This is a genomic window from Paenibacillus gorillae (genome assembly GCF_000513275.1).
Taxonomy (GTDB): domain Bacteria; phylum Bacillota; class Bacilli; order Paenibacillales; family Paenibacillaceae; genus Pristimantibacillus; species Pristimantibacillus gorillae.
Genome location: NZ_CBVJ010000144.1, coordinates 20,178 through 45,360 on the forward strand (window position 1 = coordinate 20,178; position 25,183 = coordinate 45,360).

23 protein-coding genes and 1 other RNA gene are annotated in these 25,183 nt (G+C 50.3%); 20 read left to right on the forward strand and 4 right to left on the reverse strand.

The window, feature by feature from the left end; translation table 11 throughout:
* Positions 1–16: 16 nt before the first annotated feature.
* Entirely contained in the window at positions 17–328 is a 312-nt protein-coding gene (locus TY10_RS27360; protein ID WP_042171151.1) for an ArsR/SmtB family transcription factor, read from the reverse strand.
* A 123-nt stretch (positions 329–451) separates the two neighbouring features.
* Positions 452–2,539 (reverse strand): transglycosylase domain-containing protein, encoded by a 2,088-nt coding sequence (locus tag TY10_RS27365; protein WP_337588394.1) that lies wholly within the window; start codon positions 2,537–2,539, stop codon positions 452–454.
* 236 nt (positions 2,540–2,775) lie between these two features.
* Here TY10_RS27365 and speE point away from each other — a divergent pair, with 236 nt between their 5' ends.
* Positions 2,776–3,603, forward strand: a complete 828-nt coding sequence (speE, locus tag TY10_RS27370) for a polyamine aminopropyltransferase (RefSeq protein ID WP_042171079.1) — start codon at positions 2,776–2,778, stop codon at positions 3,601–3,603.
* Between the two features lie 17 nt (positions 3,604–3,620).
* Positions 3,621–4,490 carry an agmatinase gene (gene speB, locus TY10_RS27375; RefSeq protein ID WP_042171081.1) on the forward strand — a complete coding sequence of 290 codons (870 nt, stop codon included), beginning with the start codon at positions 3,621–3,623 and terminating at the stop codon, positions 4,488–4,490.
* A gap of 56 nt (positions 4,491–4,546) precedes the next feature.
* Here speB and TY10_RS29290 read toward each other — a convergent pair whose 3' ends face one another.
* Positions 4,547–6,916 (reverse strand): S-layer homology domain-containing protein, encoded by a 2,370-nt coding sequence (locus tag TY10_RS29290; protein ID WP_052350811.1) that lies wholly within the window; start codon positions 6,914–6,916, stop codon positions 4,547–4,549.
* A gap of 271 nt (positions 6,917–7,187) precedes the next feature.
* On the opposite strand from TY10_RS29290, the gene TY10_RS27385 reads away from it, so the two are divergent.
* The 3 genes from TY10_RS27385 to argS all read left to right on the forward strand — a co-directional run bounded on the left by TY10_RS27385 (position 7,188) and on the right by argS (position 10,002).
* Positions 7,188–7,700, forward strand: a complete 513-nt coding sequence (locus TY10_RS27385) for a DNA-deoxyinosine glycosylase (RefSeq protein ID WP_042171084.1) — start codon at positions 7,188–7,190, stop codon at positions 7,698–7,700.
* A gap of 73 nt (positions 7,701–7,773) precedes the next feature.
* Positions 7,774–8,223, forward strand: a complete 450-nt coding sequence (locus tag TY10_RS27390; protein WP_042171087.1) for a YwiB family protein — start codon at positions 7,774–7,776, stop codon at positions 8,221–8,223.
* A gap of 99 nt (positions 8,224–8,322) precedes the next feature.
* Complete coding sequence (gene argS / locus TY10_RS27395) at positions 8,323–10,002, forward strand: arginine--tRNA ligase (RefSeq protein ID WP_042171091.1); 1,680 nt, start codon at positions 8,323–8,325, stop codon at positions 10,000–10,002.
* 120 nt (positions 10,003–10,122) lie between these two features.
* Here the strand turns inward: argS and TY10_RS27400 are convergent, their stop codons facing one another.
* Complete coding sequence (locus tag TY10_RS27400; RefSeq protein WP_042171094.1) at positions 10,123–11,256, reverse strand: S8 family peptidase; 1,134 nt, start codon at positions 11,254–11,256, stop codon at positions 10,123–10,125.
* A 415-nt stretch (positions 11,257–11,671) separates the two neighbouring features.
* On the opposite strand from TY10_RS27400, the gene rpoE reads away from it, so the two are divergent.
* From rpoE to TY10_RS27470, 15 genes are all read left to right on the forward strand, one after another.
* Positions 11,672–12,253 carry a DNA-directed RNA polymerase subunit delta gene (rpoE, locus tag TY10_RS27405; protein WP_042171097.1) on the forward strand — a complete coding sequence of 194 codons (582 nt, stop codon included), beginning with the start codon at positions 11,672–11,674 and terminating at the stop codon, positions 12,251–12,253.
* A gap of 434 nt (positions 12,254–12,687) precedes the next feature.
* Positions 12,688–14,292, forward strand: coding sequence for a CTP synthase (locus TY10_RS27410; RefSeq protein WP_042171100.1), 1,605 nt, complete (start codon positions 12,688–12,690; stop codon positions 14,290–14,292).
* 136 nt (positions 14,293–14,428) lie between these two features.
* Positions 14,429–14,827: a response regulator gene (locus TY10_RS27415; protein WP_042171102.1), complete on the forward strand. Its 399-nt coding sequence runs from the start codon at positions 14,429–14,431 to the stop codon at positions 14,825–14,827.
* Positions 14,828–15,006: 179 nt separating this feature from the next.
* Positions 15,007–15,861 carry a class II fructose-1,6-bisphosphate aldolase gene (gene fba / locus TY10_RS27420; RefSeq protein WP_042171104.1) on the forward strand — a complete coding sequence of 285 codons (855 nt, stop codon included), beginning with the start codon at positions 15,007–15,009 and terminating at the stop codon, positions 15,859–15,861.
* A 117-nt stretch (positions 15,862–15,978) separates the two neighbouring features.
* The gene (locus tag TY10_RS27425; RefSeq protein WP_042171107.1) at positions 15,979–17,238 is read left to right on the forward strand and encodes a UDP-N-acetylglucosamine 1-carboxyvinyltransferase; all 1,260 of its coding nucleotides are present in this window, start codon (positions 15,979–15,981) and stop codon (positions 17,236–17,238) included.
* A gap of 103 nt (positions 17,239–17,341) precedes the next feature.
* Positions 17,342–18,709: a transcription termination factor Rho gene (gene rho, locus TY10_RS27430; RefSeq protein ID WP_042171109.1), complete on the forward strand. Its 1,368-nt coding sequence runs from the start codon at positions 17,342–17,344 to the stop codon at positions 18,707–18,709.
* A gap of 23 nt (positions 18,710–18,732) precedes the next feature.
* Complete coding sequence (locus TY10_RS27435) at positions 18,733–19,986, forward strand: radical SAM family protein (RefSeq protein WP_042171111.1); 1,254 nt, start codon at positions 18,733–18,735, stop codon at positions 19,984–19,986.
* A gap of 117 nt (positions 19,987–20,103) precedes the next feature.
* The gene (gene rpmE / locus TY10_RS27440) at positions 20,104–20,301 is read left to right on the forward strand and encodes a 50S ribosomal protein L31 (RefSeq protein ID WP_042171114.1); all 198 of its coding nucleotides are present in this window, start codon (positions 20,104–20,106) and stop codon (positions 20,299–20,301) included.
* Positions 20,302–20,370: 69 nt separating this feature from the next.
* Positions 20,371–20,790, forward strand: coding sequence for a hypothetical protein (locus TY10_RS27445; RefSeq protein ID WP_042171116.1), 420 nt, complete (start codon positions 20,371–20,373; stop codon positions 20,788–20,790).
* Positions 20,791–20,889: 99 nt separating this feature from the next.
* Positions 20,890–21,158: signal recognition particle sRNA large type (ffs, locus tag TY10_RS29500), an RNA gene on the forward strand.
* A gap of 186 nt (positions 21,159–21,344) precedes the next feature.
* Positions 21,345–23,153: a DNA polymerase III subunit gamma/tau gene (gene dnaX, locus TY10_RS27450; RefSeq protein ID WP_042171119.1), complete on the forward strand. Its 1,809-nt coding sequence runs from the start codon at positions 21,345–21,347 to the stop codon at positions 23,151–23,153.
* A 62-nt stretch (positions 23,154–23,215) separates the two neighbouring features.
* Complete coding sequence (locus tag TY10_RS27455) at positions 23,216–23,527, forward strand: YbaB/EbfC family nucleoid-associated protein (RefSeq protein WP_042171122.1); 312 nt, start codon at positions 23,216–23,218, stop codon at positions 23,525–23,527.
* Positions 23,528–23,579: 52 nt separating this feature from the next.
* The gene (gene recR / locus TY10_RS27460) at positions 23,580–24,179 is read left to right on the forward strand and encodes a recombination mediator RecR (RefSeq protein WP_042171125.1); all 600 of its coding nucleotides are present in this window, start codon (positions 23,580–23,582) and stop codon (positions 24,177–24,179) included.
* A 175-nt stretch (positions 24,180–24,354) separates the two neighbouring features.
* Positions 24,355–24,648 carry a DUF2508 family protein gene (locus tag TY10_RS27465; RefSeq protein ID WP_042171128.1) on the forward strand — a complete coding sequence of 98 codons (294 nt, stop codon included), beginning with the start codon at positions 24,355–24,357 and terminating at the stop codon, positions 24,646–24,648.
* On the forward strand, positions 24,645–24,908 hold the full coding sequence (locus TY10_RS27470) for a pro-sigmaK processing inhibitor BofA family protein (RefSeq protein ID WP_042171130.1): 264 nt from the start codon (positions 24,645–24,647) through the stop codon (positions 24,906–24,908). The genes TY10_RS27465 and TY10_RS27470 overlap by 4 nt, the downstream gene beginning before the upstream one ends.
* Positions 24,909–25,183: the final 275 nt, after the last annotated feature.

The following is a 25,183-nucleotide window of genomic DNA, read 5'->3' on the forward strand; positions in this document are numbered from 1 at the left end:
ATCCAATCAACTGTTGCTACAGCTCTTTAAGAAAGGATTCCTTGAACGCGTTAATGCCAGCTTCATTGCGCCGATAGTACGTAAATTGACAGTGGCGCTTGGATTCCAGTAAACCGGATTTCTGCATCTTCACTAAATAACCGGAAACGACCGATTGGGCAAGTCCCGATTTCTCGGCAATTGCGCCAACGCAGACTCCGCCTTCGAAGTCACAGCCTTGATGCATATAGGCCAAAGCACCAAAATGCTTCTCGGGTTCCTTCAGCCAGTCCAGTATTCGGAACCTGGTTTCGTTGGACAACGCTTTGATCACAGTTAAAGTATCCATGCATTTTATTATATCGATATAGATCGAAATGTACATCGTTATTTTTTGGAGGCTCTGCCTTCCTAATAAAATACTTCGATCACGATGCGATATCGTAATTAATCTTTCCACCACCGCTTCAAATCATTCCACCAGCTCATTTTTGCCCGTGTCGCTTGGAGCTCCGGCAGCTCCACCGGTTCCGTTATCTGCGCCGCCTTCCGCAGGCTGTCCGCATACCTCGATCGGCTCGGTTCCGCTGACGAAAGATTCCAGCCGCTTGCTGGGGCAGGTAGCTGCTGCCAGCTTGCCGCTTGTTGGATCAATATAGACATTGACGACGCCAGGCGGAACGGGGAAGATTTTCGGCGGTACGGCTGTCAGTGCCTTCTCTGTATAGTTTGCAAAAATTGGAGCTGCGCGATGAGCTTCAGCAACGGTTAGTTTGCGATCCTTGTCATAACCTACCCAGACGGCAGTTGCGAGCTCCGGCGTGTAGCCGACCAGCCATGCATCGGTAGCCGTCGTTCCGGTCTTGCCTGCGACGGGTCTTTTAATGAGGGAAGATATCCGGCTTGCAGTTCCGCCGTTGTCAAAGACGCTTTCCATTAAGCTTGTCATGACATAGGCGTAAGCAGGCTCGACGACCTTCTCTTCTTTACGTTCCGCTTCATATAATACCTTGCCGCTGCGGTCGGTAATACGGAGGATGGCGATGGGCTCGACGCGCACGCCCCCGTTAGCGAATACGCCAAACGCCGATGCCATTTGAATCGGGCTGACTGGTGATGTGCCTAGGGCAAGCGACGGAACGGGCTGCATCGGACTTGTAATGCCCAGCTTGCGGGCCATCTCGATGACCCGATCTGTGCCAACGGTCATGATCGCATTGACCGCATAGATGTTATCCGAACTGGCGATTGCCGTGCGCATATCGATAAAGTCCTCGAAGTACTTTTCGTTGTAATTGCGCGGCTCGTATACTTTGCGCCCTTCATCGTAGCTGAAGGAGGTTGGCTCGCTTTTAAATCGGGTAACAGGTGACATATAGCCGCTTTGCAGCGCCGTCAAATAAAGGATCGGCTTGAAGGACGAGCCTGGCTGCCTCGTTTTCATCAGCGTCCGGTTGATTTGGTTCTTCTTATAGTCGCGTCCGCCTACCATAGCTTTAATATAGCCGTTGCGGGGGTCAATCGACACGAGTGCAGCCTGCTGCTCCTCGCTGCCCTTCATGCCGTTCTTGACGGCATCCTCCGCCGCTTGCTGTGCGGTCGAATCCAGCGTTGTATAGATTGTAATTCCGCCCTCGTTCAACAGCTGCTCATTAATGCCCAGCTTATCTACAGCAATGTAGCGGATGTAATCTCTGAAATAGGGAGCAAAGCCGCTCTGATCACCCGATCCGAGAGGCTGAAATGTCAGCATCTCTCCGTAAGCGGCGTCTGCTTCTGCTTGCTTAATGTCTCCGGCATTGGCCATGGCGTTGAGAATAACATGCTGACGATCTTTCGCGTTCTTCATATCCATGAACGGGGAGTAGTATTTCGGCCCCTTCGGAATGCCGGCCAGCATGGCGCTTTCGGCAAGCGTCAAGTCGGATGCTTTCTTATTAAAATAAAGCTGAGCCGCGGCTTCAATACCGTATGCTCCATGCCCATAATAAATCTGGTTCAAATACAGCCCCATGATTTCATCCTTGGAGTAGTTCATCTCCAATTGAACGGTGTACATTGCTTCCTTAATTTTGCGCTGCCAGGTCTTCTCATGCGTCAAATACAAATTACGGGCAAGCTGCTGGGTGAGCGTGCTTGCTCCTTGCTTGGCGGAGAGCGACTCTACGTTGACGACGATCGCCCGTGCCAATCCTTTAAAGTCAAAGCCTTTGTGATCATAGAAGCGGCGGTCCTCAATTGCGAGCGTCGCTTTGACGACGTAAGGCGAGATATCTGCCAGCGGAACGGAACGCCGGTTTTCACCCGTGTGAAAGGTATCGATAATTTGACCTTGTATATCAAGCATTTGCGACGTTTGGCTAATGGAGGCAACGGGCAGCGTCTGCAGACGCAAATAGAGCAGCGTTCCGCCGATGAGCAGCATCAGCGCGAGCAGCGCAGCGAGCGGCCAGCGAAGCTTTTTCCGCAGCTTCATCATCCGAGGCAACAATCTTTCAGTTAATATAGGGAAATAAGAGATGCGGCGCGGTTTGCCCGGCCGGGGCTGCTGCTTCTTCATGGAGCGGGCTCCCTTCGAATAACATTGCTTTTCCTTAGTATGGAAAAACGGGAGCGTCGATATTCACCATTTCGCGCTATCGAGGGAAATAAAAACGCGGTTAATCTCATCGTATTAAGGCGGAACCAGAAGCGGAAAATTGGTTCAGGCGTGCAAAGCCTATAAAAGGTTGCTTTTTTGCCCCGAACTACTATAATACAGGGTGAACTATCGAATGAAAGAAGGGATTCATCGACATGGAAATGTGGTATACGGAGAAGCAGACCGAAAGCTTCGGCATTACGGCGAAGATCACGAAAACGTATGTGAACGAACAAACGGATTTCCAACAGCTTGATATGATCGAGACGGAAGAGTTCGGCACGATGCTCGTTCTAGACGGTATGGTCATGACGACAGTGAAAGATGAATTCGTATATCATGAGATGGTTGCCCATCCGGTTCTGTCGACGCATCCCAATCCGGAGCATGTACTCATTGTCGGCGGCGGCGATGGCGGTGTAGTCCGCGAAGTTATGAAGCATCCGAAGGTGAAAAAAGCAGTACTCGTCGATATCGACGGGAAAGTAATCGAGTATTCGAAAAAGTATTTGCCGACAATCGCTTGCGAGCTCGACAACCCGCGTGTCGAAGTGCTTGTGAATGACGGTTTTATGCATATTCATGATCATAAAAACGAATACGATGTCATTATGGTCGACTCTACGGAGCCGGTTGGCCCAGCGGCAAACCTGTTTACCCGCGGTTTCTACCAAGGCATTTATGAATCACTGAAGGAAGACGGCATTTTCGTTGCGCAAACGGACAACCCTTGGTTTAAAGCTGACCTGATCCAAAGCGTCAACAAAGATGTGAAGGAAGTGTTCCCGATCGTGCGCGTCTATGGCGCGAACATTCCAACCTATCCGAGCGGCCTCTGGACGTTCACGATGGGCAGCAAGAAATACGATCCGACTGCGGTAGACGAAGCGTCGATTCCGGAGCTGGATACGAAATACTATACACCGCGTCTTCACAAAGCCGCGTTCGTATTGCCTAAATTTGTTGAAGACCTTATTAAATAGAGAGAGGATTTTTCCTAATGAAATTGGATCAAAAATATTCCGGCAACGTTTTTATTTTGAGCTCTGAGGATTATGCGGCTTCCAAAGCTGTCATCTACGGCATGCCGATGGACTTTACTGTCAGCTTCCGTCCCGGCTCGCGCTTTGGCCCTCCGCGTATTCGCGAGGTATCGATCGGCCTAGAAGAGTACAGCCCATACCTCGACCGCAGCCTTGAAGATATTGAATATTTTGATGCTGGCGATTTGCTGCTGCCTTTCGGCAATGCGGCGAAAAGCCTCGACATCATTGGCGAATTCGTTCGCGGCGTATTGGCTGACGGCAAAATGCCGGTAGGACTCGGCGGCGAGCATCTCGTATCGTGGCCGATCTTCCGCGAGGTTTATGCGAAGTATCCGGATCTTGCGATTATCCACTTCGATGCTCACGCCGATCTGCGTGAATCGTATGAAGGTGAGCCCCTTTCCCACTCCACACCGCTGCGCAAAGCAGCTGGCCTGATCGGCGGCAAGAACGTCTACCAATTCGGTATCCGTTCCGGCTCACGCGAAGAGTGGCAGTTTGCCAAGGAGAACATCAACTTCCATCCGTTCGAAGTGCTTGAGCCTCTGAAAAAAGTATTGCCGGAGCTGGAAGGCCGTCCGGTATACTTGACGATCGACATCGACGTGCTTGATCCTTCCGCAGCGCCAGGTACAGGTACAGCAGAAGCGGGCGGCATTACGTCCAAGGAGCTTATCGACGCTGTTCACGCAATCGCGCGTTCCGGTGTTAACGTAGTGGGCTGCGATTTGGTTGAAGTAGCTCCGGCTTACGACCCGACTGAGCAAACGCAGATCGTTGCGGCGAAAGTGATCCGCGAGATGCTGCTTGGCTTTATTAAGTAATATGGAATGGAAAAAGGCTTGCCCCGCAAAATGCGGGGCAAGCTTTTTTCACATGATTACTCGATAGTAACATTGAAGCTGTTGCCTGACCAGATTCGCAAAGAATATTCACCCGGTACAAGGCCGTCGGTTGCGAAATCGATATTCTGATTAGGGTCGGTAACTATAAGCTTCTTACCTCGCCCGGATACGATTTCATTTTCAATATCGTATACCGTATTGTAAGTAAGGTTGCGGACTAAATATACGGTAGTTGGCTCACTCACTCTTACCATAATTGAATCAATGCCTGCTTTGAATTTTGAAGTATTAGATACTTTAAATAACTGTATGCTTGCTTTGATTTTGTAAGAGGTAATATCTCGGGAATAAACGTTACCGTATAGGTCTTTTACTGAACCGCCCGTTAGACGCAACTGATTATTTTCCCCGGTATAGGGAGTAGCAAACTTTACTTCCAGTAGATTGCCGATAAGTCTTACTTGATCGTTTTCGTGGAGTGGAGAAAAATTTACACCGTCCGAAGAGAATGTAAGGGCTGCCTTTAAAGCATCTAGGGTGCTAAGGTTGTTTACAATTTTTTTGTTGAATGAAAATATAATATCGGTATTGGTGTTTGGTCTGAAGCCTGCTGTAGAGAATTCAAATGGATCTTGAGTTGCTGCAAACAATCGAATATATGCAGGATCAGATACTTGTCCTGTTTGGCTTACTGCAATTAACAAAAAGTCAACCTTCGTTATGCTTAAACCTGTGGTGTCGATATTTACACCTTGATTTGCCGTAACAGTCGTTTTAACTGCCTTTCCAACGCGTACCGCTTCCTCCAGTACGATAGAATTGCGGGTCGTTCCACTTTCTGCAATATAGATTGAACCGTCTAGATTGCTAATGGCATAGACACTGTCTCCCACAGTGGACTCATATTGGACATTAGAAAGAATAGGAATTGGTCCTGTCGGCAAAGGAGTAACTCCACCGCCTTCATTCGGGTTTGGAGTTGGACTCGGGCCAGGATTTCCTGTTCCCGGATTACCAACTCCGCCTCCTCCACCTACAGGGTTTTGCCCGGGAATGGTTTCTTTTCCTCCAACATTAACTTTCGTATCTGCCGGTACATTGGAACCGAGCTTGGTTTGCTCAGGTGTCTTCTCTAGTGAGACACCCGCGGCATTAATGGTTGCGTTTTGGACTTTGCCCTGTCCTAGTACGCTTGTTGCAGCATTTAGAACTATGGATATGATTGCTGCTTCTTTGCCGACATTAATCTTGGCACCATTCGCAGTCTCGTCTACGTTCAATTCATTTATTGAGCCTTTAGGAATATCAACGACAATATTGGTTGCAATGATGTTAACCGATTCAAATGCGCCAACCAGTTGCACATTCGAATTTGCAGGAAGTGCTTTCGCCAAAGTTACACTGTTAATTTCAGCGCCGGTCTCAGCTTCCAGCTTAGCGTTGGATTGAATCGAAACTTCGGCGATTTGAGTGGCCCCGTTGACAAGGATACGAACTTTACCGCTTGCCTTATCGACAACGACGGTTACCATAATGGAATTTTCGAAATGAATACTGTTTTCGCCGCCGCCGCGTACGGTTGTTGTACCGCTAACTTTTACGTTATTCAAAGTTACGTCGCCTTCGCCGATTCCTTCGCCCAGAAGAAGGTCGCCGTTGATTTCAACATTGCGCAGTGTTATAGCGGCTGCGTTGATCACGACATTTCCTTTGATTTGCTCGATACCGGTTTCTGGTCCAAAGACGCCTGCTTGGTCATAAACCGTACTAAGCTGTCCGTAAGCCCGTTCGAGTACGGTAACTGCTTCTGCTCTTGTGACGTTTGCCGCAGGTTTGAACAGCTTACCTGTATAGCCTGTCATAATTTTTGCGTCAATTACCGCGCCTATTGCGTCTTTGCTCCAGGTCGGGCTTGCAACAGTATCGCTATATTGGCTCGCTGAATCGGAAGGTTCCAGTTTGAGGAGCTTTGCGATCAGGACAGCAAGCTCTTGCCGCGTGACTGCTCGTTCCGGTTGGAAGGTTCCGTCAGAATAACCGGAAATATAACCGGCTTTCTGAGCTTTCCCGACTTCTACCGCGTACCAACTGGTTGAAGTGACATCCTTATAAGTAGATGTGGTAACTTCCGTATAACCGAATAGTTTATTCGTTACCGTAATGATCTCAGCGCGCGAGATCGATTTATCAGGTTTGAATGTGCCATCCTCATAACCTCGAATAGCACCTTGACTGACCAGATTTTCGATAGTTTTCTCCGCCCAGGTTCCTTTAATGTCTGTAAGTGCGGATTTTACTTCTTTGCTGCTAATCGCTTCGGCGCCATAAACGGCTCCTGTGCCAGGAAGACATAAGCTTAGAGCGACTATTAGTGCAGTAAAGCTGCTCAACCATTTCTTTAACATGTAGTACTCCCCCTAAAACCAGATGTCTGGATGAATTTAACACCTCACCCAAATGACAACTCTACCACATTTTTCAACTCAGACTAATGATAATACTTCTACTTATGTAAAAAATTTCTAATTATTGTCTGTTTTTATGAATGCCATGAAATAATTCGAAAAAGCATACAGGCTGCCAACTGGTGTAGAATAGAAGGAAATAGCTAATGAAAAGGCATTAAGGAAGATTGATTGCTAACGTTATATTATAGATGAAGGGATTGATACGAACATGGAACGCATACACTCATTCCCGCCTGTCATTGACGAACGTGCCCGTGTGCTGATCCTCGGCACTGCGCCAAGCGTAAAGTCATTGGAGCACAGGCAGTTCTATGCGCATCCGCGCAATTATTTGTGGGGGATCGTTTACGGTCTGTTTGGTGCAGGGACACCAGACGAGGATTACAGCCGCAGGCTAAACTTCCTGCAGGAGCACCGGCTTGCTGTATTCGACGTTATTGAGTCCTGTGAGCGGGAGGGCAGTCTGGACGTTAATATACGCGATGAGCGGCCTAATGATCTGCCGGCGTTGCTTGCGCAATATCCGGGCCTGCGGTGTTTTGCTTTTAATGGAAGCAAGGCCTATGATACATTCCGCAAATATTTTCGCGATCACCCGGCATTCCAATCCATTGCGACAATTAAACTGCCATCCTCCAGTCCGATACCGACTCAGAAGATGCGGAACCTGGAGGACCGGATCGAGGCGTGGAGCGTCCTGCTGCCCCATCTGGAGGACTAGTAACCGTTGAAATTAGTAGGCTACCTGTATATAGTAGTAACATACGAGAAGACTGGGAAGTAGGAGCAATGCGATGCCAGACAGAATGCAAGTGATCGTCACGCTGGAGAGCAAGCAGGGCAGCGAGACGACCCGCCATCAATATCCGGGCGAGTGGTTCCGCAAGGACAGGTCTGTGTACCTTCGCTATGAAGAAGGGCAGGATGGGGAAGCGGTACGGACCATTATCCGCTGCCGGCCTGATGAAATGCTCATTACAAGGCGGGGCGCGGTGGAATCGGATCAGCTCTTTGTCCGGGACGGCGGAAGACAGCCGGGCAGCTATCGGTCCCCGTATACGTCATTCCAGATGGAGACGGATACGAAGAAGCTGTCGGTTCGCGCTGGCGGAGGAAGAGATGATGCCGATATGGCGCCGCCTTTTACGATAGAATGGAAGTACGAGATTTGGGTGAATGGCGAGATATCAGGGCGGTTCCACAATCGGCTGCAGGTCACACAGGCGGAGCAGCCGGAAGCTTAAGAGCTTTAATTCACTCTATGTATGAAGACATAACTGCTGAGTTGGGCATGAACAGAATGAGCGCTTATCGCTTATGATCATTAGGGGGTTGCGAGGAATATGAGTACGAATGTATTGGATCAAATGTATGACAAGGTAAAGGAAGCTATCGCGGATGCGGCAGTAGCTGGAGGTCTGGCTGCACGCGAGGAGCTGCCTGCTTTCGTGCTGGAGGTTCCGAAGGATAAGGCGCATGGCGACTTGGCGACGAATGCAGCGATGCAATTGACGAAGCTGGCTAAAAAAAATCCGCGCCAAATCGCGGAGATGATTATCGCGAACCTGAACGGCGAGAAATTCGGCATTCAATCGGCTGAAATTGCTGGCCCCGGCTTTATTAATTTCCGTATGGACAAAAGCTACCTGTACTCCGTAATCGGAGAGGTAACGGCGGCAGGCGACAACTATGGCCGCATCGCGACTGGAGCGGGCAAACGTGTTGAAGTCGAGTTCGTCAGCGCCAACCCGACGGGCAGTCTTCACCTTGGCCATGCACGCGGCGCAGCTGTAGGCGACGCGCTCTGCAACGTGCTCGACTTTGCAGGCTATGAAGTAACCCGCGAATATTATATTAACGATGCCGGCAACCAAGTGAACAACTTGGCCCGTTCTATTGAAGCTCGTTACCGCCAAGCGCTAGGCCAAGCGGCAGAAATGCCGGAAGACGGCTACCACGGCGAGGATATCGTAGGCTTCGGCAAGCTGTTGGCTGAGCAAGAGGGCGACCGTCTGCTGTCGCTGTCCGATGAAGAGCGCTTCACATTCTTCCGCCAGTTCGGACTGGAGAAGGAACTGGACAAAATCAAGCGCGACCTCGGCCGCTTCCGGGTCGGCTTCGACATCTGGTACAGCGAAACGTCGCTGTACGAGAGTGGTCAAGTTGAGCAGGCGCTGGATGCGCTGAAGGCCAAAGGCCAAGTTTACGAAGAAGAGGGCGCGACATGGCTCTCGACGATGCCTTACGGCGACGACAAAAACCGCGTACTCGTGAAAAATGACGGCTCGTACACGTATTTGACGCCGGACGTTGCGTATCACCGCGACAAATTCAGCCGCGGCTACGACCGGATGATCAATATTTGGGGCGCCGACCACCATGGCTACATTCCGCGTGTGAAAGCAGCTATGGCGGCGCTGGGCAACGACCCCGACAAGCTGGTTGTACTGATTGCTCAGATGGTCAGCCTGTTCCAGGACGGCGAGAAGGTCAAGATGTCCAAGCGTACCGGCAAAGCGGTAACAATGCAGGATCTGATGGATGAAGTCGGCGTTGACGCCATCCGTTATTTCTTCACGATGCGCAGCATGGACTCGCATCTGGATTTCGACATGGATCTGGCGATCTCGACGTCCAATGAGAACCCGGTATTCTATGTGCAGTATGCGCATGCCCGCATCTGCAGCATTTTCCGCCAAGCGGAGGAGCAAGGCTGGGCACTTGCGGACCTTGCGAGCATCGACCTCGGCAAGCTGGCTTCCGAGGCGGAGTTCGACCTGCTTCGCAAGCTCGGCGAGCTGCCACAGGAAATCTCGGAAGCGGCGGAGCAATACGCACCGCACCGCCTGGTGCGCTACGTGTACGAATTGGCTTCGCAATTCCACAGCTATTACAAAGCGGAGCGCGTCATTACCGAGGACGCTGCGCAAACGCAAGCGCGCCTCGCGCTGCTTGGCGCGGTTCGCACCGTTATTGCCAACGCGCTGCGCCTTGTCGGCGTATCCGCTCCAGAGCGGATGTAGCACGTGTCAGACAGCGCTCCCTAGCGCTGCAACAGCCAATAGTCAAAAGGCTTGCCCGCAACGTCCGAGAGCTGGACGTCGCAGGCAAGCCTTTTATGCCATTGCCGGCTTACATCATATTTATCGATCCGCAGCTTGGAGCATCCGCATTATATCAAGCTCGCCGGTCAGCTTCGGCGCTTTCGTTCCCCGGAGCGGCTGAACGGACCGCTTCAGAATCGACTTGATATCGGCAGGCGAGAGTCCCGGCTTATAGGCCAGCAGCAGGGCAATCGCGCCGCTAACATGAGACGTAGCCATAGAGGTTCCGCTCATTTCGTGATATTTGCCGCGCAGCCAGGCAGATACGATTTTGTCGCCGGGTGCGTAGATGTCGATATAAGCTCCCCGGTTGCTGAACGGCGCAACGCGCCGCAGCCTTGTGGAAGCTCCAACCGATACCGTCTGCGGGTATCGGGCCGGATAGTCGACCGAGCGGCGCTTGCCGTCATTGCCGGATGAAGCAACGACAATAACGCCTGCATTATAGGCGTTCGTAATGGAGTTCAGCAGCGCTTTGCTGCGCATTTTCATACCGAAGCTCATATTGATGATCTGCACTTTATTGCGGACGCACCAATCGATTCCGAGAATAATGTCGGACACAAAAGCGCTCCCATTATGGTCGAACGCTTTCACCGGGTAGATTTGCGCACGGGGAGCGATGCCGATCATGCCGTGTACTTGGTTGGCGGCCGCGATCGTTCCGGCGATATGCGTACCGTGGCCGTTGTCGTCGTGGGGAAGCATGCTCCGGTTAATCAAGTTAATACCTCGCGACAGCGATTGCCGCAGATCGGGATGACTGAAATCGACACCAGTGTCGATGACTCCGATTTTAATCCGATGACCCGTTGTCGTACTCCAGGCAAGAGGGGCTTTCACATGCTGGATGCCCCACGGAATTCCTTTCTCGGCGGACAACGATTTTTGCGGGGCAGCGTCTACGGTAATGCGGAAATCGTTCTCGATCCACACCCGCCCAGCGAAACGCGACAGCGTTTCTTTGGCGGGAAGACGGCAGGAAATAGCGCGAATAATTTGTATTTGCTGAACGGCTTTCAGCTGTGAGGGCGTCGACATATCTGACCATTCGCGCAGAAACCGGCTGTAATCGCTAGGTTCCTGGAAGCGAATGATACGTCTGATTGCCGATGGACCATCTTCTGCGGCAACCGTGTCCTGCAACCAATGGAGAAAAGCGGTTGTATCCAATTTTCGCGTCCCCTCCCGACGGACGATGCTGAACTATTGTATGAACGAGCGCTCCGCCCCGCATGAGCCACTTGCCTTTTTTCATATAATTAGGCTTCAAACCGTGTCAAAAAGCGGCTCGGGACATAGGATGAAGCAAGAGCTCTTAGGGGCTCTCACGTCTCTGGGCCGCACCCGGGGTGTGCGTCCGGATGGATACAGTCAAAGCGAAGGGGACAGCCCCAATGTCATTAAGTTAAAGTTAAGCTAATGACATTGAGGACAGCCCTTCGCTTTTTGCTTATATGTCCAAGCCCGGTAGTGAAGGTACTTCACACATAGCGAGCTTGCTTTTTTGAAGGAAATAGGTTTTACTATACTGTGATAAAGGAATGCACCTGTAAATATAGAAGATGGCAAGAGAGGATGTGTCCATATGAGCAGCGGCGGAATTACTTTGAAGCTTGATGCTGAGCGCATTAAGGAAATGCCTATGGTCGATTTGGCGTTTGAAGTGCTGAAGGCGGCTAATACCCCTTATTACTACCGTGATCTGATGATGGAAATTGCGAAAATTCGCGGTCTTTCTGCGGATGGGATTAATCAGGTTATCGCGCAGGTATATACGGAAATTAATATTGATGGCCGTTTCGCTTGCGTCGGCAGCAATATGTGGGGCCTCAAGCGGTGGTATCCGGTTGAGCGTAACGAGGATCCGATTTCGAACGCGAAGCGTCCGCGCATTATTAACGATGATGACGATGACGATGTTGAGGATCTGTTCGCAGATGAGGAAGAAGAAACCTACGCAGCGGACGAAGAGGATTACGATGTGTATGACGAAGATCGTGAATTCGAAGAAGCCGAAGAAGAGGCTGAGGTTGACGAAGAGGTTGCTATCGACGATGAAGAAATCGACGAGGATCTCTCCGATGAAGATGCGGATGAAGACGCGGAAGACGCGGATTCGGACGATGATGAAGACGAAGACGATGAGGACGACAGCGACGATAAGTAACGTTGCTTTCGCAGGGCGAAGTCTCCAGATGGAGGCTTCGTTCTTTTTATTGCCCGCAGCCAGTTCTTCCTCCCTCATTCTGCCTGTCCGTATGCAAAAGCTGGAGATGCTGAATTAGGCCAGCTTTACGCTTGACAGGTGCATTTGGGGCATGTAAACTATTGCATGGGCTTTAAGATTCGCTTAACAGTACCGTGAAGCTAACAGGGGCATATAGACTCCAAACAGCTTGGCGGCGAACTAGCGTTTTGCGGTGAAATATAGGGATGACATAAGCAGGTTTGCCTTATGTTTTCTTGTATTTTAATAATATGCTAAACGAAAAGTGCCCCGTGAAGACGGGTGTCACTTTTTTTGTTTGTACAATATCCATTTTTATCGGACAAATGGGCAAACCTAATCATAACCATAGGAGCTTGGAGGGTATTCACACAGTGACGAAATACATTTTTGTAACCGGAGGCGTTGTCTCTTCTTTGGGTAAAGGGATCACAGCCGCATCGCTGGGGCGTTTGCTGAAGAACAGAGGCTTGAAAGTGACGATCCAAAAATTCGACCCCTATATCAACGTTGACCCAGGGACGATGAGCCCTTATCAGCACGGTGAAGTCTACGTAACCGACGATGGCGCGGAAACCGACCTTGACCTCGGGCACTACGAGCGTTTTATCGACATTAATTTGACGAAGTACAGCAGCGTTACAGCTGGCAAAATCTATTCCAACGTAATCAGCAAAGAGCGCCGCGGCGAATATTTGGGCGGAACGGTGCAAGTCATCCCTCATATTACGAACGAAATTAAGGAACGCGTCTACCGTGCGGGTAAAGAAGCAGGCTCCGACGTCGTAATTACTGAAATCGGCGGTACGGTCGGCGATATCGAAAGCTTGCCGTTCATGGAAGCGATTCGTCAGATCAAAAGCGATATTGGACGCGATAACGTGATGTACATTCATGTTACCCTCGTTCCTTATATTAAAGCAGCTGGCGAAGTGAAAACGAAACCGACTCAGCATAGCGTAAAAGAGCTTCGCAGCATCGGCATTCAGCCTAACGTAATCGTTACGCGTACCGAGCATGCGCTTGCTGAAGATTTGAAGCGTAAAATCGCGCAGTTCTGCGACGTTGACGCGAATGCGGTTATCGAATGCCGCGATGCAGCAACGTTGTACGACGTTCCGTTGATGCTTCGCGAGCAAGGGCTTGACGAGATTGTGGTCAACCACCTGAAGCTGAACACAAACGAGCCGGATATGTCCGAATGGATAGCGCTTGTTGATCGTGTGAAATCGCTCCGCCATAAGACGGAAATTGCGATTGTCGGCAAATATGTTGCTCTCCACGACGCTTATTTGAGCATTGTAGAAGCACTAAGCCACGCTGGCTTTGACGCGGATTCTGAAGTGAAGCTGCGTTGGGTCAATGCAGAAGAGCTGAATGATCAGAATGTAGGGGACAGACTGCAGGGCGTTCACGGCATTCTTGTGCCAGGCGGCTTCGGTGATCGCGGCATCGAGGGTAAAGTTTCCGCGATCCGTTATGCGCGCGAGAACCAGGTTCCATTCTTCGGTATTTGCCTTGGCATGCAGGTAGCGGTTATCGAATATGCCCGCAACGTTGCAGGTCTCGACAACGCCAACAGCTCGGAGATCAACCCTTCGACAACTTATCCGGTTATCGACTTGCTCCCGGATCAGAAGGATATCGAAGATATGGGCGGCACGATGCGCCTTGGCCTCTATCCTTGTAAGCTTGTTCCAGGCTCGCTTGCAGCAGGCGAATATGGCGAGGAGCTCGTCTATGAGCGTCACCGTCACCGGTATGAATTCAACAATGAATACCGCGAGCAGATCGAAGCCGCAGGATTGCGTATTTCCGGCACATCGCCGGATGGACGTCTTGTTGAGATGGTCGAGATTGCGGATCACCCTTGGTTCCTTGCGGTGCAATTCCATCCGGAATTCACTTCGCGCCCTAACCGTCCGCAGCGTTTGTTCCGCGGATTTGTCCGTGCGGCGCTGGCTTATTCGGGCCAATAATACGGCATAAAATCAGCCGAAAAGATTTTCCAATTTTTTTCTAAGCAGCAGAAGGATTATAGCCTTTGATTACCGAATATATTAACGATTATGGAAGAGTTGACCAATTGGTGCTCGGTCGTAGGAGGTAATATATTTGGAGAAGAAGAAGGTATTGATCGTAGATGACCAGAACGGGATCCGGGTACTTCTGATGGAAGTATTCAGCAATGAAGGCTACAACACTTTCCAAGCTTCAAACGGCAAGCTGGCATTGGAAATTGTCAAAGCAGAGAGCCCGGATCTCGTGCTGCTCGATATGAAAATTCCTGGAATGGACGGACTTGAGATTCTGAAGCATGTCAAGACGATCAACCGGGACATTAAAGTCATTATGATGACGGCATACGGCGAGCTGGACATGATCAAGGAAGCGACCGATCTTGGCGCGCTGATGCATTTCACAAAGCCGTTTGATATCGACGAGATGCGCATTGCAGTCAATATGCAGCTTCATGGCGGCAACTCCAACAGCCGTTTTGCGATTGGGTCCTAAGCAGGACCCTTTTTTTATATCTGGACAGGTGTAACGCTTTCATTGGAAAACGATGGAATACGGGGCGGGGCCTGTCAAAACAGCTTTACCATTCCTTTAATCAATATGGTATAATGGCTCAGAATGACAAGTCGGAACGGGCTTGACGATAACAGAAGATATTTTAGGAGGAAAGACAAATGCCATTGGTATCGATGAATGAGTTTTTGCCTAAAGCAAAAGCGAACAAGTTTGCAGTCGGTCAGTTCAACATGAACAACCTGGAATTTGCTCAAGCGACTGTTGAAGCAGCTATGGAGGAGAACTCGCCTTTTATTTACGGAGTCAGCGAAGGCGCTCTGAAATATATGGGCATTGAGTTTACAGTAGCTATGGCTCGTGCCGCAGCAGAAAAATCCGGTCTTCCAATCGCGCTTCACCTGGACCACGGCAGCAGCTTCGATGTTGCAATGAAATGTATCCGCGCGGGCTTCTCGTCCGTTATGTTCGACGGATCGCACTATGGTCTGGAAGAAAACATCAAGCTGACGAAAGAAGTCGTTAAAGCGGCACGCGCAATGGGCGTATCCGTGGAAGGCGAGCTGGGCACTATCGGCGGCGTTGAAGATGATCTGAGCGTTGATGAGAAAGACGCTACGCTGGCTAATGCAGAAGAAGCGATCCGTTTCTATGAAGAGACTGGCGTTGACTGTCTGGCTATCGCAGTTGGTACGGCTCACGGTATGTACAAAGGCGAGCCTAAAATTCACTATGATATCATTCAAAAGGTTGCTGACGCAATTCCAGTTCCAGTCGTATTGCACGGCGGTTCCGGCGTACCTGACGAAGCAATTCGTTTGTCCATCCAAGCTGGCGTAGGCAAAATCAACGTCAACACGGAAAACCAAGTGGCTTGCACGAACGCAATCCGCGAAGTATTGCTGGCTAACAGCGAAGTATTCGATCCGCGCAAATACTTGACGCCTGCCCGTAATGCAATGAAAGCTGTTATCCAAGAAAAAATCCGCTTGTTCGGAAGCAACAACCAAGCGTAATCAACGGAGCACGGGATACGAACCGCCATCTAGCGACGAGCGCGCCGATTGGCGCGCCTCCTTAACGGCGGTTCTTCCTATGTTCCCTTCCAACGAAACGGGAGGATAACAAAGAAGATGGAGAAATTGATGATACGCGGCGGACGTCCGCTGCGGGGCACTGTTCAGATCAGCGGGGCGAAGAACAGCGCGGTTGCGTTGGTTCCGGCTGCGATATTGGCGGAATCAGAAGTCGTACTTGATAATTTGCCGCACTTAAGTGACGTTGCGGTATTAAGTGAAATCTTGCAAGATCTTGGCGCAACAGTGGACAGGCAGGACGATGTTATGCGAATCGATCCCTCCCGTCTTCAAGCAAAGCCAATGCCGAATGGCAAAGTAAAGCTGCTTCGCGCTTCCTATTATCTAATGGGTGCGATGCTTGGACGCTTCGGTGAAGCGACAATTGGATTGCCCGGCGGATGCAATTTCGAGCCGCGGCCAATCGATCAGCATATTAAAGGGTTTGAAGCATTGGGCGCTACGGTGACCAATGAGCATGGATCTATGCATATCTCCGCGAAAGAACTGCGCGGTGCTAAAATTTATCTGGACGTTGTCAGCGTCGGGGCGACGATTAACATTATGCTTGCGGCCTCGCGGGCCAAAGGCTCTACTATTATTGAAAACGCGGCAAAAGAGCCTGAAATTATAGATGTAGCTACACTTCTTAACGCCATGGGCGCGAAAATAAAAGGAGCCGGCACAGAGACGATTCGGATCGAAGGCGTCGACAGCCTCCACGGCTGCCGTCATTCCATTATTCCGGATCGGATTCAAGCCGGCACGTATATGATTGCCGCTGCTGCTACGCGCGGCGATGTTCTTATCGATAACGTTATTCCGAAGCATATGGAAGCCATGACGGCTAAGCTTGAAGAGATGGGCGTTATCGTCGAGGAAATGGACGAGTCCATCCGTATTATTGGCGGTCCGAAGTACACTCCCGTTGATGTGAAAGCGCTGGTGTACCCGGGCTTTGCTACCGATCTTCAATCGCCGATGACCAGCTTGCTTACACAAGCTTCTGGCGTGAGTATCCTGACCGATTATGTATACAGCAACCGGTTCAAGCATGTGCCGGAGCTTGCCCGCATGGGTGCAGATATTCGTGTCGAAGGGCGCTCGGCCATCATTGAAGGCGGTCCGCTTAACGCTGCCAAAGTACGCGCAACCGATCTTCGCGCAGGCGCTGCACTCGTTATTGCAGGATTGACTGTTGCAGAAGGCGTTACCGAAATTACGGGCGTGGAGTACATTGACCGAGGCTACGACAACCTCGTGGACAATCTCCGCCGTCTGGGCGCCGATGTATGGCGTGAAACAGAATCCTCTTAATCTTGAATTCGGTGCCTCCTTGCGAATAGAAGGCACCGAATTCGGTATATAATGATAGATCAGCATTCGATAGCGGAAATAAATATAACAAAGTGGTGAGAATATGACGGATCTTCAGATCGCCGATCTGGAAGAGAAGAAGCTGACCGACTTGTACAAGCTTGCAAAGCAGTATCAAATCCCTTATTACGGGCAATTGAAAAAGAAAGAATTAATCTTTGCAATTCTTAGAGCGCAAGCGGAAACAAGCGGATTTATGTTTATGGAAGGTATACTCGACGTGTTACCGGAAGGCTATGGCTTCCTTCGGCCGATAAACTATTTGCCAAGCAAAGAGGATATTTATATCTCTGCCTCGCAGATTCGCAAATTCGATTTGCGCAATGGCGACCTCGTATCAGGCAAATGCCGACTGCCTAAAGAAAAGGAAAAGTATTTTGGATTGCTGCAGGTCAATGCCGTGAATGGAACAGACCCCGCATCAGCCGCTGAACGATTGCATTTTCCCGCACTCACTCCTCTCTATCCACAGAAAAAAATCGTTATGGAGACGGCTCCCAACAAAATTTCGACGCGAATTATGGATTTGCTTGCACCTGTCGGCCTTGGCCAGCGCGGACTTATCGTTGCACCGCCTAAAGCGGGTAAAACGCTGCTGCTGAAGGAGATTGCCAACAGTATTTCGACGAATCATCCGGATATTGAGCTTTTTGTGCTGCTCATTGATGAGCGGCCGGAGGAAGTAACCGATATGCAGCGTTCTGTGAAGGGCGAGGTTATCGCGTCAACATTCGACGAGTTACCGGAAAATCATATCAAAGTAGCGGAGCTTGTGTTGGAGCGGGCACTTCGGCTTGTTGAGCATAAGAAGGACGTTGTCATTCTGATGGACAGCATTACCCGGCTTGCGCGTGCTTATAACGTTGTTGTGCCTCCATCGGGCAGAACGCTCAGCGGTGGTATCGACCCTGCGGCATTCCATCGTCCGAAGCGGTTTTTCGGAGCGGCGCGTAACGTAGAGGAAGGCGGAAGCTTGACGATTCTAGCTACGGCGTTGGTCGAGACAGGCTCGCGTATGGATGATATTATTTATGAAGAGTTTAAAGGTACAGGCAATATGGAGCTTCATCTCGACCGGAAGCTGGCAGAACGCCGGATTTTTCCTGCGCTCGACATTCGCCGTTCAGGCACGCGCAGGGAAGAATTGCTGCTTACGAAGGAAGAATTGGAGAAAGTATGGGTTGTGCGCCGCAATATGACCGATACACCCGACTTTGTCGACGGCTTCTTGAAAAAGCTGGCGGACAGCAAGTCCAACAGCGAGTTCCTGTTGTCGCTCGATACGTCCGAGGAGAAACCACCACAGCAGCCGCGATCCAGTGTGAAAAGCGGTTCGGTGTCGACATCGTCGACATCGGGTAGACGGCCTGCTCCGCGCTCTAGCTCGACACATTCGACACAGGGCTCGTAAGCGGATCGAAGGAGGACATCAAGATGAATTTGGTTTATGCGGATGAGAAAGGGAATGTATTCGATCATCCTGAATATATAGCGCTTGCCCGAAGCGGTGACATGATCGTTGAACTGATGGAGGAGGAGCTTATTCCTCTGCCTAGCGGTGCAACGCTCGTCGGCTTGCCGTATACTCGCCCGGCCTGCATGGATCCCGACACGGGTGAGATGAAGCTGCTGGACGGAAGTGTTCAAGCCGTTGGCGCATTGCTGCCGCAAGGCTTTACCCGCCTTGCACTTCCGGGCTATGTCAAAACCGATAAGAACGAGAAGTTTCCGTTATTCGGCTATACGGCAGTGGTATGGAAAAACGGCGGGTTTTACGTTGCCGCTGAGCAGAGCGATGACCCTTACAAATGGGATCCGCTCAATTGCGATCGCCGTGAAGTAAAAAGCCAGGTGGATATGCTGCTGAACAAATATCCGGAAAACCGGCTGTACAAGCATCTTTCCAACTGTGCCCTCGGTTATGAGTGTCTGACTTCATCCAATACGTTCCTGCAGCGGTGGGAGGGCGGCGTACCGGTGTCCTATTCCTGCAATGCAGGATGCTTCGGATGTATTTCCGAACAGCCGGATGACAGCGGCTTTGTCGCTCCGCAAACCCGGATGAACTTCAAGCCAAGAGTGGATGAGGTTACGGAAATTATGCTGGAGCATCTTCGCACGCCTGAATCCATCATTAGCTTCGGACAAGGCTGCGAGGGTGAGCCTTCTACACAAGCGAAGATTATCGTAGAAGCGATGCGCCAGGTGCGCAGCCAGACCTCGCATGGTTACATTAATATCAATACCAATGCCGGTCTGACCGATCATATTCGGGCGATTGTCGATGCGGGGCTTGATCTAATGCGCGTCAGTACGATTAGTGCATTGGACGATCATTACAATGCTTACTACAAGCCGCGTGCCTATAATCTGGCGAATGTCGAGAAGTCGTTGAAGTATGCGACCGACAAAGGGGTTTATACGTCGATTAACTATCTGATCTTCCCTGGCGTGACAGACCGCGAGGAAGAGATCGAGGCGATGATCGGCTTTGCTAAACGTACGGGATTAAAGCTCATTCAGATGCGTAACCTGAATATTGATCCGGAGAGCTATCTGGAGCTTATACCTCCTGCGCAAGGCGAAATTTACGGAATGAAACAAATGCTGGAGATTTTCCGCGAAGAGCTGCCGGATGTCGTCATCGGCTCCTATACGCATCTTCCTCCTGCTGCTCTGCGCAGATAGTTGGCGGAATTGGAAATGACAATGGCATTGCAAGGCGGATAGTGTCATGCTATAATCCGTATGTGTAATTTTAACTCTGGGTCCGCATGTGGCTCAGGGCAGAAAGAGGTGAACGAGATGAAACAAGGTATTCATCCGACATACCACGTCTCCAATATTACTTGCGCTTGCGGTAACAGCTTCGAAGTAGGTTCGATTAAACAGAACCTGCGCGTTGAGGTTTGCTCCGTGTGTCACCCATTCTTCACGGGTAAGCAAAAGTTCTTGGATGCGGGCGGCCGCGTCGATCGTTTCAAAAAGAAATACGGTATTTAATTATTCCGCTAATTGGCAGAATACAAGAACCTCCCGCAGCCATCCTATGGTTGAAGGGAGGTTTTTTAATTGGCGCATAAAGGTTACATTAGCAGCAGCATCAAGCGTACGGTGATTGGAGCAGCAGCCATTGCGGCTCTAGCCGTATGCCTCAGCGGGTGTGCAAGCAATCCCAGCACCAGACAAGCCAAAACCTATGGCCATGACGGTTATATGGGCTATTCCAACAGCAACCCGAACATTCCCAACAATTTCTCCTATTTGAATTATAAATCCGACGGTAAATTTGCCGGCGAGGTACTGACGCAGCTCAAGGGCGAGGGCGTAAAGAGCAATCAGCTTTATTTTAACGGTGAATATCTTCGTGTCTTATTGCATGTGGATAGCCGTTTGTCAGATGAAGAAGCTGATAAGCTCCGCCAGAAAGCGCAGAACTTGGTGCAGTACAATATGCCGCGTTACAAGGTGAAGACAGAAGTTGCCCGTTAACAAAAATCAGTAAAGATTGGCATAAGATGCGCAGTTGATAAAATGGAAATCCGATCCATGAGTTGCGCTTTGTTGTCGAATGGGCTATACTTATTTTTGCCGTGCTAGATGGGGAGTTAGCGGTGCCCTGTAACTCGCAATCCGCTTTAGCGAGGTTGAATTCCTGTCTGAGGTTATGTCGATGCAGGGTTTGGCACTTGAAGATCAGTGTTGACAGTTGGGTCCTTCGCAATGAGCGCTTGTGAACCCGGTCAGGTCCGGAAGGAAGCAGCCGTAAGCAGGTTAGTTCATGTGCCGAGGGAGTGCCTGGCTCGAGCTGGGGAGCAAGGATGCCGCCTGGTTCGCATGTATCGGGGATAGGTGCACGGTTTATATTTTTACCAATAGTATCAAATGGATAACACCAGTGGAGCTTTTCGACGAGGTCGAAATCGCTTAAGCGGGTGTTTTTGTTTTTATATTTGAGTATTCTGGCGGTTCGGTAGTTTTTATCAGAGAGTCGTTGTTGTATAATAGAGGGGAATTCGAACGGGAAGCTGGAGGGAACGGTCCGCGTGACACATATTGCATTATATCGTGCCTGGCGTCCGCAGACGTTTCAGGATATGGTCGGGCAACAGCATATTATTCAGACCCTGCAAAATGCCATTCGCGAGAATCGGGTTTCGCATGCTTATTTATTTAACGGTCCGCGAGGTACGGGTAAGACCACCGCTGCTAAAGTAATGGCGAAGGCGGTTAACTGCGAGCGGGGACCGGCGACGGAGCCTTGTAATGAATGCGATGCTTGCCGAGGTATTACAGCAGGTCATATTATGGATGTTGTAGAGATCGACGCCGCTTCCAATCGAGGCATCGATGAAATTCGGGACATTCGCGATAAAGTTCGCTATGCCCCATCGGAAGTACGTTACAAAGTATATATAATTGATGAAGTCCATATGCTTACAGCCGAAGCCTTCAATGCATTGCTCAAGACGCTGGAGGAGCCGCCGGGCCATGTGATATTCATTCTGGCGACGACGGAGCCTCATAAGCTGCCGGCTACGATTATTTCCCGCTGTCAGCGTTTCGATTTCCGTCAGGTATCGCTGGCGGAGCAGTCTGAGCGGCTTATCCAAATTTGCCGCGAAGAAGGCATTGATGCCGATGAAGACGCGATTTCCTATATTGCTCGTCTATCAGAGGGCGGTATGCGTGACGCGATTAGTCTGCTGGAGCAGGTATCAGCATTCGGCAATTCCAGAATTACGCTGGAAGCTGCGGTCGATGTAACCGGAGGTATGGCGGCGGAGCAGTTCTATGAATTGGCGGAAGCGGTAAGGGACCGTAATGTTGCGGCCGTGCTGCCGCTTGTCGAGAGCTTGACGCAAGCGGGCAAGAGCGCGGACAAATGTATGGAAAATCTAATTTATTATTTCAGAGATCTCTTGGTATTGAAGCTGGCTCCGCAAGGCGCGGCGACGGAACGTGTCGTTGATGCCGAGCGATTCCGGTCGATGGCGGAAGCCTTCACACCGGAACGGCTATTCAAGATGATCGATACGCTTAATCGCTATCAATCCGATATGAAGCATGCCTCACAGCCGCAAACGTTGTTCGAGGTTGCGCTGATGAAGCTCTGCACCGGTGATGCCAACCCGGCGTCAAGCAGTTCTTCTGCTGCCGCTGGCGAAGCACCGTCTCCGGGAGCCTCACCGGCATCTGGAGAAATTCAGCGGCTGCGGCAGCAGATTGAAGGATTGGAGCGCAAGCTGGAGCAAGTGCTGCAAAACGGCGGCGCTGCTGCGGGCGGCGGTCAAGTCGGCGACGGAGGTCAATCCCGGGCTGCGGGCAACCGCCAGCAAGGTGCAAGCGGCCGAGGCAATTTTGGCGGAGCGGGCAATTCTGGCGGGGTAAGGCTGGCTGCAGTGAAGCTTGATCCATACCTTGGAGTTGCTGGCAGTCCGGCAAGCGGTCAGGTCCGTATGAAGTGGAGCGAGGTGCTTCAGCGGGTGAAGGAAGCCAGGATCACCGTTCATGCTTGGTTAGTTGACGGAGAACCTGTCTCGGTAACGGATGATTCGGTGCTTGTGGCATTCAAGAATACGATGCACCGGGAGACAACCGAGAAACCGGCGCACCGGGAAATTATCGAGCGTGTACTGCAGGATGTGATCGGCAAGCCGCTTCGTCTTGCAACCGTCATGCTTAAAGATTGGCAAGCTGCAGTTGACCGCTCTGGCGGCGGAGGCGGCGCTGAAGATCCGCTCGAACTTACTGCCGATGCCATCGATACGGGAGAGGCAGCGCCTCAACCGAAGTGGGTGGAAGAAGCAGTGAAGCTATTCGGCGAGGATTTGGTCGTCGTCAAGGAAGATTAGCTTCAAGCTGATGTTGAAAGATTAATGAAAATGGAATCTACTACATTTATGAGGTGATTAGAATGAACAATATGAACCAAATGATGAAGCAAGTGAAGAAAATGCAAGATCAAATGATGAAAGCGCAAGAAGAGCTCGTTAATAAGTCCGCTGAAGGCACTGCAGGCGGCGGTGTAGTTACCGTTACAGCTAACGGGCACAAAAAAATCACCAACATTACAATTAAACCGGAAGCTGTTGATCCGGATGATGTAGAAATGCTGCAGGATCTTGTTCTGACAGCGGTTAATGATGCTCTTGCTAAAGTTGACGATATGGCGAACCAGGATATGAGCAAATTTACAGGCGGAATGAAAATCCCTGGTCTGTTCTAATTATTGAACGATCTCTGTTTGCTTGTTGGCTGCTTGAAAGGAGCTGCACTTCTTGTATTACCCCGAACCGATAGCGAAATTGATTGATGCCTTTTCACGGCTTCCGGGCATTGGTCCCAAAACGGCTGCAAGGCTTGCCTTTCATGTGCTGCGAATGAAAGAGGATGACGTCATCGATTTTGCCAAAGCGCTGGTCAGCGTCAAGCGGAATCTGACTTATTGCTCTGTCTGCTGCAATATTACAGATACGGACCCTTGCCGCATTTGCCAAGACAAGTCGCGTGACAACTCCGTCATTTGCGTCGTACAGGAATCGAAGGATTTAGTCGCGATGGAACGGATGAAGGAGTTCCAGGGCCATTACCATGTGCTGCAAGGTGCAATTTCTCCCATGGAGGGAATTGGGCCGGATCAGATCCGTATTGCCGAGCTGCTTCAGCGTCTGAGTGATGAGCGTGTACAGGAGCTCATACTTGCAACGAATCCGAACATTGAGGGCGAAGCGACAGCGATGTATATCTCACGGTTGGTGAAACCCTTCGGTATTCGCGTTACGCGGATTGCGCATGGACTGCCGGTAGGCGGCGATTTGGAGTATGCGGATGAAGTTACGCTTTCCAAAGCGATGGAAGGCCGTAGAGAATTAAGCTAACGAATAATAAGGCTGTTTTCAGAGGAAGCTTTTGCTGCTCCTTTGAAAGCAGCCTTTTTCTTTTTGGCCGATTGTTAGAGGTCCCTTTTCTTGTTCTATTCTCAGCCTATTGTCATACATATGAAGTAGTTAGGGGCAGTAGGTGGAGTGGACAAGCAAAGGGGGATGTTATCGTATGGGTATGCTTAAGCTTCGTCAGAGGGATCAGAATGTTCAAGCCGAGTCTAAACGCCGTGCAGCAGTAGAGATGGATACGGTGCAATGGACCGAGCATTTGCGCTCAGAAATTGCGGAGGCTCACCGGGAATGGGTAAATGCGAATCGTTTTTTCGATATTGCGGAAGGACAAGATCAAATTGATTATGCCATCTATTCGATTATTACGGCTGAGAAGCGATATGAGATGCTGCTTCGAGTAGCCAAAAGGACATGCCGGGTATGGCCGGAGTGGAAGGGGGCACTGCAATGAAGATCATTTGGCTGGCTACACTGCTTATTTCATCTCTGCTATTAGTGATTGTATTGCTTCGTAATAAACTGTCGATGGCATGGCTGAAGGGCTTTGCCGTCCATCTCGTGCTGGCAGCTGTCGTATTGTATGTACTGAATTATTCAGGGCTGATTCCGAAAATGTATATCCCGCTAAATCCTGCGACGATCGGTACAGTCGTTGTTCTGGGCGTTCCCGGCATCGCTTTGATCGCGGGTATTCAGTACTTTATTGTATAGATAGAGCGATTGGGGTTGACGCCCGCCCAGATTGTATGCTACATTATATCTCGCGCCAATGAGCAAGGGAAATAAGCTTTCAAAAAAGAATTTTAAAAAAAAGCTTGCATTGATCTGGGCGTCTGTGATATATTATAAAAGTCGCCGCTGAGCAAAACGCGGTTGACACGAAAAAGAATTGTTCTTTGAAAACTGAACAACGAGCAAAACTGCCCCATTGATTCTAACGAATTAATGGAAAAGCGATAAAACAAGTAATGAGCAATCAAATTCAT